This window comes from Luteolibacter sp. LG18, assembly GCF_036322585.1.
In the GTDB taxonomy this organism is placed as follows: Bacteria; Verrucomicrobiota; Verrucomicrobiia; order Verrucomicrobiales; family Akkermansiaceae; genus Luteolibacter.
The window spans coordinates 4905625-4920638 of record NZ_AP024600.1; the positions used below are offsets into that span (position 1 = coordinate 4905625).

11 protein-coding genes and 2 tRNA genes are annotated in these 15014 nt (G+C 66.1%); 4 read left to right on the forward strand and 9 right to left on the reverse strand.

Annotated elements, in window-relative coordinates:
* Window positions 1–5: 5 nt before the first annotated feature.
* From llg_RS19565 to llg_RS19580, 4 genes are all read left to right on the forward strand, one after another.
* A complete protein-coding gene (locus tag llg_RS19565) occupies window positions 6–926 on the forward strand; it encodes a glucosyl-3-phosphoglycerate synthase (RefSeq protein WP_338286680.1) in 921 nt (306 codons plus the stop codon).
* Between the two features lie 67 nt (window positions 927–993).
* A complete protein-coding gene (locus llg_RS19570) occupies window positions 994–1437 on the forward strand; it encodes a GNAT family N-acetyltransferase (RefSeq protein WP_338286682.1) in 444 nt (147 codons plus the stop codon).
* A gap of 25 nt (window positions 1438–1462) precedes the next feature.
* On the forward strand, window positions 1463–2920 hold the full coding sequence (locus llg_RS19575; protein WP_338286684.1) for a hypothetical protein: 1458 nt from the start codon (window positions 1463–1465) through the stop codon (window positions 2918–2920).
* Window positions 2921–2966: 46 nt separating this feature from the next.
* On the forward strand, window positions 2967–3668 hold the full coding sequence (locus llg_RS19580) for an HAD family hydrolase (RefSeq protein WP_338286685.1): 702 nt from the start codon (window positions 2967–2969) through the stop codon (window positions 3666–3668).
* Between the two features lie 191 nt (window positions 3669–3859).
* On the opposite strand, the gene llg_RS19585 is transcribed toward llg_RS19580, so the two are convergent.
* From llg_RS19585 to llg_RS19625, 9 genes are all read right to left on the reverse strand, one after another.
* Window positions 3860–3936: transfer RNA gene (locus llg_RS19585), tRNA-Asp, on the reverse strand.
* A gap of 136 nt (window positions 3937–4072) precedes the next feature.
* Window positions 4073–4149: transfer RNA gene (locus llg_RS19590), tRNA-Asp, on the reverse strand.
* 90 nt (window positions 4150–4239) lie between these two features.
* Entirely contained in the window at window positions 4240–5166 is a 927-nt protein-coding gene (gene fabD / locus llg_RS19595; protein WP_338286686.1) for an ACP S-malonyltransferase, read from the reverse strand.
* Window positions 5167–5178: 12 nt separating this feature from the next.
* The gene (locus llg_RS19600) at window positions 5179–6288 is read right to left on the reverse strand and encodes a glycerate kinase (RefSeq protein ID WP_338286687.1); all 1110 of its coding nucleotides are present in this window, start codon (window positions 6286–6288) and stop codon (window positions 5179–5181) included.
* 63 nt (window positions 6289–6351) lie between these two features.
* Window positions 6352–7233 carry a hypothetical protein gene (locus llg_RS19605; RefSeq protein WP_338286689.1) on the reverse strand — a complete coding sequence of 294 codons (882 nt, stop codon included), beginning with the start codon at window positions 7231–7233 and terminating at the stop codon, window positions 6352–6354.
* A gap of 123 nt (window positions 7234–7356) precedes the next feature.
* Complete coding sequence (locus llg_RS19610; protein ID WP_338286691.1) at window positions 7357–9357, reverse strand: M13-type metalloendopeptidase; 2001 nt, start codon at window positions 9355–9357, stop codon at window positions 7357–7359.
* Window positions 9358–9508: 151 nt separating this feature from the next.
* Window positions 9509–13243, reverse strand: a complete 3735-nt coding sequence (locus tag llg_RS19615; protein WP_338286692.1) for a hypothetical protein — start codon at window positions 13241–13243, stop codon at window positions 9509–9511.
* Between the two features lie 26 nt (window positions 13244–13269).
* Window positions 13270–14007 (reverse strand): hypothetical protein, encoded by a 738-nt coding sequence (locus tag llg_RS19620; RefSeq protein WP_338286695.1) that lies wholly within the window; start codon window positions 14005–14007, stop codon window positions 13270–13272.
* Complete coding sequence (locus tag llg_RS19625; RefSeq protein ID WP_338286696.1) at window positions 14004–15011, reverse strand: hypothetical protein; 1008 nt, start codon at window positions 15009–15011, stop codon at window positions 14004–14006. Before llg_RS19625 ends, llg_RS19620 begins: the two co-directional genes overlap by 4 nt.
* Window positions 15012–15014: the final 3 nt, after the last annotated feature.

Here is a 15014-nt window from a genome sequence, read left to right on the forward strand (position 1 = left end):
TTGCCTTGAAGGTTTTCCATCATTCGCGTTTCGCCGATGTCACCCGGCTGGCCGCCCTCAAACGCGGCCAGCGGGTCTCCGTGTGTATCCCCACGCTGGACGAGGCGGACACCATCGGCCGGATCGTGACCACCGTCCGCCGCGAGTTGATGGAGCGCGTGCCGCTGGTCGATGAGCTGCTGGTGATCGATTCCGGTTCCACCGATGCCACCCGCGAGCTCGCCCGCGAAGCCGGTGCCACCATTCACCTCTCGGCCGACATCGCGCCGGAACAGGGTACATTCCGCGGCAAGGGCGAGAACCTCTGGAAGGCCCTCCACGTCGCCACCGGCGACATCATCTGCTTTGTCGATGGCGACATCTGCAACTTCCACGAGCGCTTCGTGACCGGCCTCGTCGGCCCGCTGTTGGAGGACGCCTCGCTCGACTACGTGAAGGCCTTCTACGAGCGCCCGCTAGCCCACCCACACGGCTTCCGCCCCACCGGTGGCGGCCGTGTCACCGAGATCCTCGTCCGCCCCCTGCTCTCGATGTTCTATCCGGCGCTGACCACCTTCCTCCAGCCGCTATCCGGAGAATACGCGGCCCGCCGCGAAACCTTCCGCGCCCTCCCCTTCCCCTGCGGCTACGGTGTCGAGCTGGCCCACCTCATCGACCTCTCCGCCACCATCGGGCTCGGCCGCATCGCCCAGACCGATCTCGACGAGCGCCATCACCGCAACCGAAGCGATGAAGATCTCGGCCGCACCGCCTTCGGCATCCTCCAGGTGCTGTTCCGCAGGCTGGAACGCGATGGCAAGCTCACTCTAACCGGTCCACTCCCGGAAATTCTCAAATCCTGGCAATTCGACGGCGAAACCCTCGCCGTGGAGTCCCTTTCCGTGCCGGAACCCGAGCGCCCAGCGCTCGAACCGCGCGTTTCCTGAGATTCTTGTTCATACCTCGCGGTTTCCCTAGCGGAACCGCCGCGCATCGGCCAAAGTGCAGCGCCCGATGAGCTTGGAAACCCGCATGCTCGGTCCCGAGGACAGCCTGGCCGCCACCGGCCTGCTGGCGCACCTCAATCCGGACCTGCCCACCGCCACCCTCCGCGAGAGATTCGAAACCATTCTCCGCGAGCATCCGCACTACCACCCCTTCGGCGCGTTCAAGGAGGGCAAGCTCGTCGGCCTCGCCGGTGTCTGGATCGCCACCAAAGTGTGGTGCGGCCGATACCTCGAACTGGACAACATCGTCGTCCACCCGCTCCACCGCTCGGAGGGCATCGGCTCCGTCCTGATCAAGGAAATCGAGGCCCTCGGACGGGAAAGAAACTGTAATCTTCTCGTGCTTGACAGTTATACTTCCAATTATTCATCCCATCGACTGTATCATCGCCTGGGATTCGAGATCTGGGGCTTCCATTTCGTGAAGCCGCTTGCCGAGCACGGCCATTGATCCACCTCCGCCTACAACTTTCCCCATGTCCGTCGTCCTCGTCCACTATCATCTCTCGCCGGGTGGCGTCACCCGCGTGATCGAAAGCGCCTCGCGCTGCCTCACCGCCGCCGGCGTCCCGCACGTGATCCTCACCGGCGCGCCGCCGCCGACCGTCACCGACCTCCCCGTCCACGTCATCGAGGGCCTCGGCTATCTCAATGACGTCGCCAGCCACACGCCGCTGCGCCTCGTCCACGCGATGCGCGCCACCGTTCAGGACGCCATCGGACTGGGCCCCCACGTCTGGCATTTCCACAACCACTCGCTGGGCCTGAACCTGCTGATGGACGAGGTGGTCAGCACCCTCGCCGAGGCCGGCGAAAAACTGGTGCTCCAGATCCACGACCTGGCCGAGGACGGCCGCCCGAAGAACTACCCGGTGATCGCGGAGTCCGAGACCCTCTACCCGCTGGCCCCGCAGATCCGCTACGCCTTCCTCAATTCCCGCGACCGCACGTGGTTCCACCACGCCGGGCTGCCGCTGGAGCGCTCGATGGTGCTGCCGAACCCGATCAGCGCCCCGGCCACCCCGGATGGAGCCCCCGCCGCCGGCACCCCGGCCCGCGTGCTCTATCCGGTGCGCGGCATCCGCCGGAAAAACCTCGGTGAAGTCTTCCTGCTCGCCGCGATCTCGCCGCCGGACACCCGTTACGCCGTCACGCTCGCCCCGGTCCACGCGCGCTGGAAACCCTACTTCGACGATTGGTTCGCCTTCGCCTCCGATTCCGGCCTGCCCGTGGATCTGGCGGTGGTCGACCGCATCGCACCCCACCCCGGGGCCAGCAGCTCCTTCGAATCCTGGCTCGGCCAGGCCACCCACCTCGTCACGACCTCCGTGGCGGAGGGCTTCGGCCTCGGGTTCCTGGAATCCGCCGCGCTCGGCAAGCCGCTGCTCGGCCGCAACCTGCCGATGGTCACCCAGGACTACGCCGCCGCGGGCATCACCGCCGGTCGCCTCTACGACCGCATCCTCGTCCCGATCCCGTGGGTGGGCCTCGAAACCCTGCGCCAGCACCTCACCCGCTACCTCCAGGACGTGCTCGATGCCTACGGCAAGCCACTCCACAATTCCTGCGTCGATCGCGTGTTCGATGCCATCCGGTTCCGCGGCTACCTCGATTTCGGCAACCTGCCGGAGGACCTCCAGCGCCAGGTGATCCACCGCCTGATGGCCGGCGGCGACCGCGACGCCCTGCAGGTCGAGATCGGCGGCACGGTCAAACCGCTCGCCCCGTGGCTGGAGGAAACCCTCTCCCACCGCGAACCCACCGCCACCCCGGACCAGCTCGCGCAATACTCGCCCGATGCCTACCGGGAGCGCCTGGTCGCCCTCTATTCGGAATTGGAAGCCACCCAGCCCGGTGCTCCCACCTTCCTGCCGAAGCACCTGGTACTCGATGAGTATCTGAGACCGGAGAACTTCAATTTCCTGCTCACCTGAGATGCGGCGGACACCCGCCTTCATCCCGTCCGGAATACCACCGCGCTTGAACGCCCTGCCGGGCATCAAGGCGGTGGTGTTCGACGTTTACGGCACCCTGTTGCTGGGCGGTGGGCCGGTGCACCCCGATCCGGAAGCCGATGAAGCGCTGGCCGTGTTCCTCTCCACACACGGACTCCCCTTCACCGGCTCCATCACCACGGCCCTGGCGGATGCGGTCAAACGATCGCACGCGGCCTCGGCCGCCACGTTTCCCGAGGTCGATCTCCACGCCCTCTGGTCCGAAGTGCTCCAGCGGGACATCGACTCCCCAGTGTTCATCGCCCTGGAGGACATCCGCCAGCCGGTAGCGCTGATGCCTCATGCCAGCGAGACCTTGTCGGCACTCTCCCACCTGCCGCTTGGCCTGATTTCGAACGCGCAGGCCAATACCCTTCCCGTGCTGGAACGGCTAACCGGTCTCCAGCCGTTCGAGGACGACCTCTGCATACTCTCCCACCGCCACGGTGAGGCGAAGCCCTCGCCCGCTCTCTTCGATTCCCTCGCTGCAGCTCTCGCCCTACGGGGCATCGCCCCATCGGAAACCGTCATCGTCGGAAACGATCCCCGCCACGACATCGTTCCCGCCCGAGCGCGTGGCTTCCGAACCGCGCTGACCGTGGCGGACCGGGATTCCCTTCGAGACGGCGGCACCGATGCAGCGGATGCCGTCATCGCCGACCTGCGGCAGCTCATCTCCCTAATGTAATCGAAAGCTCTGCTTTCGAATCGTCTCCGCCAGCTCCAGTTGGCGGTGGAGGTCAGGCCAAACGATCTCGCCCCTCAAAGAGGGAAAGCCGGAGCTTCCCCCTACATTCTGAAAGCGGAGCTTTCAGCCACATCCGAATCCCCGAAACGCAAAAAGCCCGCCTTTCGGCGGGCTTGTTTGTTCGATCGGAATGGCGGAGCGGACGGGGCTCGAACCCGCGACCTCCAACGTGACAGGCTGGCGCTCTAACCAACTGAGCTACCGCTCCAAGGCCTTCCGTTCGGACGGGCGGAAACTAGTACGCCGCCACGCCGTGTGCAACCCATAAAATCACGAAGTACGAGATTTATCGTAGAAACAAGAAGGCCCGCCGTGATGGCGGGCCTTGCTTTACTCGAACGGACTGGCGGAGCGGACGGGGCTCGAACCCGCGACCTCCAACGTGACAGGCTGGCGCTCTAACCAACTGAGCTACCGCTCCAGAGCCGCCCGTTCGGGGTGCGCGGAAGCTATTGGGACCGGCCCCGCCGCGCAACCTGAAAATGACGGTTTTGTGATTTTTTTTCGCGGGTCAGGAGAGCGCTTCCACGGCAGCTTCCAAAGACGCCAGATCCTCAACGGAATACACCTTCGCGTCCTTGTCGATCTTCGCCACCAGGCCGGCGAGCACCTTGCCGGGCCCGATTTCCACGAAGGTGGTGTGGCCCTGGGAACGCAGGAGCTGGATCGATTCCGTCCAGCGGACCGAGCCCGTCACCTGCTTCTCCAGGTTCCCGCGGATCTCGTCCGGGCTGGAAACCACCGAGGCTCCGAAGTTGCAAACCACCGGCACGGCGGGCGACTGGATCGCCGCCCCGGCAAGCTCCGCGGCCAGCTTGTCCTGCGCGCTCTGCATCAGGCGGGAGTGGTAGGCACCGGCCACGTTCAGCTTGATCGCGCGGCGGATGCCGAAATCCTTCGCCTTCGCCACCACGGCGTCGATCCCAGCCACCGAGCCGGACAGCACGATCTGGCCCGGCGCGTTCAGGTTCGCCACGTCGACATCGCACTCGGCCGCGAGCGCGCGGATCTGCTCCTCCTCACCGCCGATCAGGGCAGCCATCGAGCCTTCCGTGGCCTGGCAGGCTTCCTCCATGAACAGGCCGCGGCGCGCGACCAGCTTCAGGCCGTCCTCGAACGAGAACGTGCCCGCCGCCGCATGGGCGGTGAATTCACCGAGCGAGAGGCCCGCGGCCGCCACGATTTCCAGGTTCGGCACGCGATCCTTCAGCAGCGCCAGGCCGATCAGGCCGTGCAAATACAGCGCCGGCTGGCAGCGCGAGGTCTTGGTCAGTTCCTCCTCCGGCCCCTCGAACATCACTTCGGACAGCGGGAATCCCAGCGCGGCATCCGCCTTCACGACCAGCGACCGGGCCGTGGCGGAGTTCTCGAACCAATCCTTGGCCATGCCCACTTTCTGGGCTCCCTGGCCGGAAAACAGCAGAACGATCTTGCTCATGTGGAGGGGGTTCTAAGCCCCAACCAACCCGCGAAGCAAGTGCGCAGCCTCCCGTGACCGGGACTCGAGCAGCTCCCCACCCCGCCGCATCGATTCCTCCACCGGCAGGCCGTAGCCCGCCAGATCGTACATCCCATCGAAGAACGGAGCCGCCACCGGCAGCGCCCGTCCCGCGAACGCCACCACCGGCTTGCCCAGCTCCCGGGCCATTTTCGCGACCCCCGCCGGGCCCTTACCGCCCAAGGTTTGCTCGTCCAGCGAGCCCTCGCCGGTGATCACCAGGTCGGTCCCGGCCAGCCGCTCCTTCAGACCAAGCGCGTCCGCCACCAGATCGAAGCCCGAAACCAGCCGCGCCCCGGCGAACCTCAGCAGGCCGAATCCCAGGCCACCCGCGGCCCCAGCCCCCGGCGTGACCGACTCCGCCTGTCCCCCGCTCACCGCGACCAACCGGGCCAGCACGCCATCGAGAAACGCCACGTCTTCCGGCGAAGCCCCCTTCTGGGGGCCAAACACCGCCGAAGCCCCCCGCTCTCCAAGCAGCGGATGATCCACATCACAGGCCACCAGAATCTCCGGCAGCACGATCCGCCCAGCCCCGTCGACCGCGGCCAGACGTTCCAAATTCGCCGGAACCGGCACCAATTCGGCACCCTCCGCATCGAGAAAACGAACGCCCAGCGCCGCCGCCATGCCCGCGCCGCCGTCATTGGTTGCACTCCCGCCGAGCCCCACGAGCAGACGTGTCGCGCCGGAAACCTCCACCGCGTGCCGCATCAGCTCACCGGTGCCGAAGGTCGAGGTGATCCGCGGATTCCGCTCGGCAGGCGTGATCCGCCACATCCCGCTGGCCTCCGCCATTTCGATCACCGCGGTCGGCACGCCCTGCACCTGGATCATCCCGTAGCTGCCGGTGATTTCTCGGCCCAGAGGGTCATGCACGAATGCCTCCACCTTCACGCCACCGAGCGCCGTCACCATGGCGTCCACGAAACCCTCGCCGCCATCCGCGATCGGACAAAGTTCCGCCTCCACTCCGGCACCCAATCCGCGCTGGATCGCCTGGCACGCCTCGAGCGCGCTCAACGACCCCTTGAACTTGTCACAGGCGATCACCACATGCATGCCACAAACCTGTCGGCCTGCCCGGGTGGCGTGAAGCGCCAAGTTTTCCCGCGGCGCTGAAAATCAGTGCCGCTTCACCGTCACCGGCTGGCTGCCACGCTCGTGCCCGCAGCTGAGCACGGTGTAGACCCGGAACGACGCCACCGTGGAAAGCTCCTCGAGATCCGATGCAACCTCGAACCGACATTCGCCACCCGCCGTCACCCGGCCCAGCGAACGTTCGTCCTCATTCTCATACTCCGCGCCCGCCATGCAGCGCACGTCGTAGTGGGAGAGCGCAGGATCGTGACTGGGCTCCCATTCGATCCGGACATGGTTTCCCACCCAACCGGCCCGGGCTTCCACCGGCTCCGGATTCTGGCCGCGCGGCAGGTTCAGGACCGGCATCGTCTTCACCAGTTCGTGGTTCGCGGGAAGCACCTCCGGCAATTTCTCCCGGTAGATCTCGGCGAACGCATGCACCTGGTCGAGGTACTCGTCGCGATGCCCGCGCGCCGTGGTCAGCGCCCGGTCCGCCGCGGTGTGCGCCAGATGCATCAGCCGCCTCGCCGAAATATCCGTCACGAAATCCAAGCGGGTGTATTCCGTCGGCAGCAGAAAAGGCTCGCCCTTCAGATCGATCTCCTGCCACAGCGCCCGCGCATCCTCCGCATTACCGCAGATCTTCGCCATCGGCACCCGCTGGTTGAATTGCTCCAGACGCCGCGCCAGCACCGCGTCCTGGGCATGCAGGTCCTCGCTCTCCGCCGCACGGGTCACTCGCGCCTTCGCCACCGCAGCTTGCGCCAGCTCCAGGCGCGCGCGCAGGTCAACCAAGGCCGCCCGGTCGATCCGCCCCTGCAGCAGCAAGGGCCCGTTCACCCCCAGCGCCGCGTCCACGGCCGCCCAGTGGACGAGAAACTCGTCCGCAAGCGGCAGGAAGGAAACGGGACCGGTGAATGGCATGGCCGAAATTAACCCGATCGCGGCCACCGAGTCAGAACAAAAAGCATGCCTAGTCCGCGATCGCGTGGGAACAGCCCCCGCCGCGCGGCAAAATCCGCACGGCGCGCTGTCGTTAGATTGAGGTCACCAGATCCGCACCCGGTCCTCAGGCTTCACGTAGAGCTTGTCACCGGGCTGGATGTCGAAGGCCTCGTACCAGGCATCGACGTTCCGCATCACCAGGTTCACCCGCGCCACCGCCGGCGAATGGGGATCGGTGTGGAGCTGCTTCACCAGCGCCTCCTTGCGGATCTTCTGACGCCATACCTGCGCCCAGCCGAGGAACACCCGCTGGTCGCCGGTCAGCCCGTCGAGCACCGGCGCGGGCTTGCCGCCGAGCGACGCCCGGTAAGCGGCCAGCGCAAGGTTGATCCCGCCCATGTCGCCGATGTTCTCGCCCATCGTCAGCTTGCCGTTGATCTTCTCCCCCGGCAGCACCTCCATCGATTCATACTGAGCGCCCAACTGTCGGGCCCGCTCATCGAACTTCGCGGCATCCTCCGCGGTCCACCAGTCCTTGAGCACGCCATCGCCATTCGACTTCCGCCCCTGGTCGTCAAAGCCGTGGCTGATCTCATGCCCGATCACGCCACCGATCCCGCCGTAGTTCACCGCCGGATCTGCATCTGGATCGAAGAACGGCGGTTGCAGGATCGCTGCGGGGAACACGATTTCGTTCATGGTCGCGTTGTAGTAAGCGTTCACCCGTTGCGGCGGCATCCCCCATTCCTTCCGGTCCACCGTCTTGTCGAGCCGGTCGAGATCCCGCTTCCACTCGAAAAGTCCGGCGCGCCGGATGTTCCCGCACAGGTCATCTGGTTTCACCTCGTAGGCCGAATAGTCACGGAACTGATCCGGATAGCCGATCTTCACGCTCAGCTTCGCCAGCTTGTCCTGCGCCGCCTTCTTCGTCTCGTCGCCCATCCAATCGAGCTTGTCGATGCGAACTGCGAGCACCTTCCGCACGTTGGCCACCAGCTCCAGCATCTTCGCCTTGGATTCCGCCGGGAAATAGCGCGCCACGTAAACCTTCCCCACCTCCTCGCCGAGAGCCTCGTTTGTCGCCGCCACCGCCCGCTTCCACCGCGCCTGCTGCTCGGGCTGCCCCGCCAGCGTCTTCGCCCGGAACCCGAACTGGGCATCCACGAAGGGCTTCGAAAGATAAGCCGCCGCGGTATCCGCCACCCCGAATGCCGCCCACGCCTTGAGGACATCCAGCGGCGTCTCCGCGAACACCTTCGCCTTCTTCGGGAAGACCGGCTTGTCGCTGACCACCACCCGCTTCACTCCGGACAAACCGCATGTTTCCAGCACACCGCGGAAATCGTAACCCTCCGCCAATGCCGCCAACTCCTCGGGCGTCACCGGGTTGTAGGTCTTGTCGCGGTCCCGGAGTTCCGCCCGCTCCCAACTCACTTCCGCCAGCCGGGTTTCAAACGCCACCACCTCCTTCGCGCGCGCCTCCGCCTCCGGCCAGTCGATGAGCTTCAGCATCGTCACGACGTAGGCCTCGTACTTCGCTTTAATCTCCGCGAAGTTCTCCTTGAGATAGTAATCCTTGTCCGGGAGCCCGAGTCCTCCGGAACCGGCGGACACCCGATAATGCTCAGGGTCTTTCGAATCGGGACCGATCCCCACGCCGAACAGGCCGCGATGGAAACCACCCGGCTTGGCCAGCACCGCGGCCAGCGCCTCGCGGGTCGCCACCGCCTTGACCTCGGCGAGGTCCACCTCGATCGGCTTCGCGCCCAGGCTATTCGCCTTCTCCTCGTCCAGGTAGGCCGCGTAAAAAGCCGCGATCTTCGCGGTGGCGGGCTCCGGCTTCTTCGCCGAACCCTCCAGGATATCCTTCACCCGCGCTTCCGACAGGATGCTCAACGCGTCGAAATTCCCGAACCGCACCCGGTCCGGCGGAATCTCCGTGCGCTCCACGAACTTCCCATTCGCATACTCGTAAAAGTCATCGCCCGGTTTCACCTCGGCATTACGGCCGGAGAGATCGAAGCCCCACGTCCCGAACCGCTGCGCGGCCGAAACCTCAGGCTCCGCCCACAACACCCCCGAGGCCAAGCAGGCCACGGACACCAAGCCAGAATACCGGAAGAAACCATTCATATCGACAGAGCCACCCCAACACGCCCGCCGGACGGTGTCCAGAGAGCACACGACTGGATAAAGAAGACGCGCTCCGGCGCGATCCAGACACCGCGCCGAAGTGAACGAAAACAGGCAGACCTCACACCGCACCCGAGGTGCGGCGGGCGATCTCGAGCCACTTGCTGACAATCGGAGCGAAGTCGCCGGTGGACGTTTCCCCCGCGCTGAAGTGGCGGGACTCGATCTCCACGATCTGGTCCCGCAAGGCCACCTTCTCCGTGTCGGACAAGGCATGACCGTGCGTCACGCCGATGCGGCGCAGGAACGCCACCGTCGAGAACGGAGTGGGATTCGCCGGTGCCGAAAGCTCCTTCGCCACCACCGCGGTCTGCTGCTGCTTCCGCTTCAGGAAGGCGATCAGCGCGCCGAGGGCCGCGAGGATCACGACCACCACGATGGACTTGCCGAGCACTCCGCCCGTCTGGCCCGCCAGCTTCACACCGGCCGCAGCCGTCGCCGCATCCACCTCCACGAGGTCCGCGTCCTGATAGTGCTTGTAGTCGATCGACGCCGGTTTCACGCCCGCCTTGAGCGCCGGGAAGGGAAACACCACGTCGCCCTTCAGTCCGGCCTGACGACGGTAGGTGAGCTGCCAGTTGCGGTCGGCCTGCGGCAGGCGCTTCTTGCCGTCGCTCACGAACTGCGACACCGAGAGCTTGCCGTCCACGTTTTCCAGATCGAAGCCCTCGCGCTTGGTGTCGAAGAGCCCGTCGAGATCCGGGATCACCCCCTGGCCACGGGCCTGGATTTCCACCACGACCTTGCCGTCCTTCCACTCGCGTTCGTCCATGGTCAGGGACAAGCCCAGATCGCCGCACGGGCGGTTCTCCACGCTGGCGTCATGCGAATCCAGCGGCTCCACCTGGGACATCACCGGCAGCACCACCTGGCCCGGCTGGTCGACGAAATCGACATCAAGCTGGACCGACGGGATGCGGTCGACGGCCGGGGTTTTCGCGCGCAGCACCATGTAAGCCATCGGCGTTTCCACCCAGCCCTCGCGTGGCAGGTCGATGGTCTTGACCGCGGCATCGTGGAAGGTGATCGACACGACCTCGAAGGTCTCATCGAGCGCGGCGTGGAGGTTCTTGGTGAAATCGTCGCGGAGGTTCTTCGCCCCCTGTCCACCACCACCGCCGTACATCCCACGCTGCTGGTCGGACTGGTTCTGGAGATACTTGCTGAAGCCGCCGCTTTCCCGCAGCAACTGGCGGGTGGTTTCGAGCGTGACGACCGCGCCGAACGGCTGGCCGTGGCCCACACGGTTCGGACCGTCCACCTTCACCCGCAGTTGGATCTCGTTCAGCAGCTCCTTGTAATAGTCCAGCGACTTGGTGGCTGCGGCCGCCGCCGGATTGTCCGCGCCGACGATCGCCAGACCGGAGCCAAGGAACAACTGGCGGACATTCGCCGGCACCCGCGGGAACAACTCGCCGAGCATCTTCGCGAACAACTCCAGGTGACGAGCGCCCGCATCTCCCGGCAGGCCGCGCATCGCGTCGCCGATCGACTTCAGCCCCGGATCGGTACGCGCCGTGTTGGTGGTGAGCTGGCCGAGATCGCTCGCACCGAGCATGACGATGAACCACGCTTGGTAGGGCTCGATCGTCCACTGGCCGCGCGGCAGCGTCGGCAGCTTCGCCGCGTAAATTTCCGTCGCCTTGCGGAAGCTCGCGAAAGCCTCGTCGCGCAGGCTCACGTAGTCGGTGAGTTTCACCTGCCGCTCCAGTTCATACTGCGAGGCATCGTAGAACAACTGCCCGCGCGTGATGAACGCGGACCAGTCCCCGCTCTCCGGGCGGATGCCGCGCTTCGCCAGCTCCAGGGCCGTGCGATAGCCACGGGAAACCTCGTCCTTCGCCTCCTGCTCGGTGCGATTCGTGCCCGCCTGCTGCTGCGCCTTCGGATCGCGCCACTCCTGGTTGAGGCGCTCGCGCATGCCGCCCAGCAGGTCCAGCAACTCCTTCGGCACCATCTTCTCCGGCGGCCCGAAGATCGCCTCGATGTCCTCCATCCGGTAAACCTCCGCTCCGCTGTGCAGGGTCATGAAAGCCTGCACGATCAGCTTGGGATCGAGCGAATCCCGGGAAAGCCCGCGCAGCTCGGTGAGCAACGCCTTGAAATGCTGGATGTTCTGGTTCTGGCGCAGGCGCGTGAGCGGGATGCCAGAACCCTGCTGCTGCATCTGCGGCGGGACATACATGCCATAGGCGCGCATCTGCTTCACCTGCTCGCTTTCGGAAGGCTTCGTCCGCTTCGACACCCAACCGGCCAGCACGTCCTGGCAAACCTCGCGCTCGAGGCCCGGATGCTTCTTCACGTAGTCCTTGAGCAGCGTGAGATCCGCCTCGTCCGGACGCAGGATGCCCACCTTCACCAGCGTGAGCTCGACCCGCTGGGCCAGCCCCGCGTTGAGCCGCCCGATCAGCGCCTTCGGCGGAGCCGTGGAGAGCACTTGGTCGGTGGAAAGCGTCGGTGCCTTTTCCTGCCCGTTTCCATAGCCGTAGCGGCGCAGCATCATCCGCTCCGCCTGGGACATCTCGGTGACCACCACGCCACCGGCGCGGTAGCAACCCTCCGCCTCATTGAGCCAATTCATCACCAGCACCGTGGCATTGGGTGGCAGCGCTCCCTCCTTGTCCGCCAGCGCCTCGAGGATGAGATGCTGCGTGCCGAGGCTGGACGCGCGCGCCTGCACGTCGGTGCCCTGCGCGGTCTTCTGGCCCAGCTCGCCGATGATGCCAATGAGCTCCGAAAGCGTGGCGGTCTGGTTGAACAGCTGCTCCTTGATGAGCTTCTGCGCCTGCGCGGGGTCGAGCGCGGGCAGCAACTGCACCAGCCGCTCCATCGCGGGGCGGAACTGCGGGCGCGTGTAGTTCCCGAAGCGCGCGCTCTTCATCAGCCGCGCCGCGATGTCAGCGGCCGACTGGAGCTGCCGCTCGTCCTTCTCCTCCACCCCCATGCGGGTGAAATACTCCATCGCGAAGATGAGCTGGGTGGTGTCCGCCTCCTCCCACGCTTCCTTCTGGAGCGGCAGGAAAGGACCGGCATCGCGGATCCAGCCGAGCGTGGACAGCAGCTTCGCGGCCAGCTTCTTCCCCTCGGGAGTTGAGCCACCGAGCCCCTTCCAGCCCTTCTCCATCCGGGCGACGAGCGTGACCCGGCCACCTTCGCCCAGCGCGGTCTTCACCAGCTTCGCGAGCGCGGGCACGTTCTCCTCCTTCAGGTCACCCGGGCAGGCGTCCACCAGCGCGTGGAAATCCTCACTGAGGATCGGCGCGGGCTTCTTCTTCAGCTCCTCGCGCTCCTTCTGCAGGCGCTGCGAGCGTTCCCGCGGATCCTCGTCGTCATCGACCGCATTCTCCGGAGTCTTCAACACCGCACCCACCGAAATCGACTGGTCCGCCAGCGAATCCAACAGCCTCGTGTACCCCGCGCTGGCGTCCTGCGGCGGCAGGGCAGCCAGCATCTTGCCGACTTCCGCCCAATCGCCGTACATCACCGCCATGCCGAAGGTCTCCGCGGGAGTCGGCGGTGTGTCCTTCTTCTGCGACTTGGTCGCTGCGATCAAAGCTTCCCCCGACCGATCGAACTTCATCGTCCGCAGCGCCTTGCCGAGGTCCTGGTCCGCGGTGGCCTCCTTGGCAGGCTCCGCGGCCGCCGGTTGGCCCGCAGGGGCCTGCTGGGCGGGTTGCGGGGCTGCCGGTTGGAGTGGCACGATCTGGATCACCTGGGCGGAGGCCGCCGATGCCGCGAGCAACAGGGCGAGTCGCACCGATCCATGGAAAAGCGGGTTGCTGAACGAAGGCTTCATGAGAGTCTGGATGTTTTTGAAATCGGTTAGGAGCCGGAACCCGGCTGGAAACGTTGGGTGCCACTGCCGGACGACGGCGGGCCCTCCTCACCCGGCCCCTTGCCGGGTTTGTTGCCACGCTGGCCGCGGCGCTTGCCCATCTGCTCGCTGAGGCCCTGGCCGCTCGCCGAGCGTCCTTCCTCGGGCAGCGGACGGGCCATCAGTTCGGTGAGGCTCAGCCTCTGGAGCTGCACGGCGGATTCGAGATCCTCCTTCTGGCGGCGCTTCTGATCATCGCTGGCGCCCTCCGAGTGGTGTTCGGAAAGTAGGCGGAAATTCTGGCGGGCCAGCTCGGCCTCCTCCATCCACAGCTCACGCTTCGCCCCTTCCAGCCGCATCACCCAGCCCGCGTAGTAGTGCAGGCGGGCCGCCAGTTCGTGCGCCTCGCGCTGGAAATCCGCGGGCATCGCCGCCACCGCCGTGTCGCTCAACAGCTTGTCCACCCCATCGATCGCGGCGACCACCTCACCCGTGCGGAAGCCGGTGCGTGCCCGCGCGAGATCGAGCCGCAGTTTCAGTTCACGGTCCTGCGCGCCGACGGCCTGGTCGGCATCGCGATAGAGTTCATCGGCGCGTTTCCAATCCCCGGCCTTCTCCGCGGCCTCGGCCTGGGTGATGAACGAATGCGCCTTGTCGCGGGCGAGCCACTGCTGGCCGCGACCGAAATGCACCACCACCACGGGCAGTGGCAGCAGCAACCAGACGAGAACGAGATACTTCCTCATGGGGCCGTGCGGGGCTGGAGTGAACGGAGCGGTGCCGGACGCGGGCGCCACGCGCTGCCGAGGTATTCGAGTGCCAGAGGCAGCAGGCACAGCACGACGGAGCCACCCGCGAGGATCGCCAGCGCGATGAAACGCCGGTCCGTGCGCCAGCGGGCGGAACCGGTGTCCTCCGCATTGAGCTTCTTCAGCGCCTCGCTGGGCACCTGGCGGACGTTGCAGTCGTAGAAGTTCCCGTGCAGCCGCCGCGCGAGCTGCGAGAGGTTCGCCGTGTCCTGGCGGGACAGGTGGCCATCGATGAACGTGCCGCGGCTGGAATCCCCCACCCCGGCGAAGATGACTTCGGAAACCGAGGACGGCATCGGGTTGAGTCCCGTTGGCGGGACGCTGTCGCCATCCGAGATCACCAGCAGCGTCGTCGATTTCCGCTCCCAATCCTTCATGATCACCCCGGCCTGGTTGAGCGATTTCAGCAGGTCGGTCTTCCCCGGCTTGTAGGTGATGTGGAACGGCGTGCCACCCGCGAGATGCAGGATCAATTCGCGGTCCTGGCATTCCTTCACCAACATCCGCGTCTCGGTGTAGAACCCGGCGGCGGTGAAGCGCACCCGATCGCCGGGCACACGGTCCAGCACCGACTTGAGCACGGCGGAGGCACGGGCATTGCGGGTGTCACTCCGGCTTTCACCGGCGTCCTTGAGCAACATCGAGGGCGACACGTCGAGCAACACCATGAGGTTCCTGTCCGGTGCCTTGCGCCCATCGCGCTCGCGCGTCAGGCGGTCGAAGGAAAGCAGCGTGACCAGCGACCAAGCGAGCCCGGTCAGCCCGATCACCCGCAGGGTGGGAGCCACCACGGTCCAGCGCCGCGGACGACCGCCCGGGCCGAAGGCCAGCGCCTGCACCCGCGCGATGCGGCGGGCGTGCAGCCATTCGCCGGCACCAGCGATCACGGCGACGGCGAGGGCGGCCCAGATGGCCTGAAGATGAAGGGTTTCAGGATTCATGGG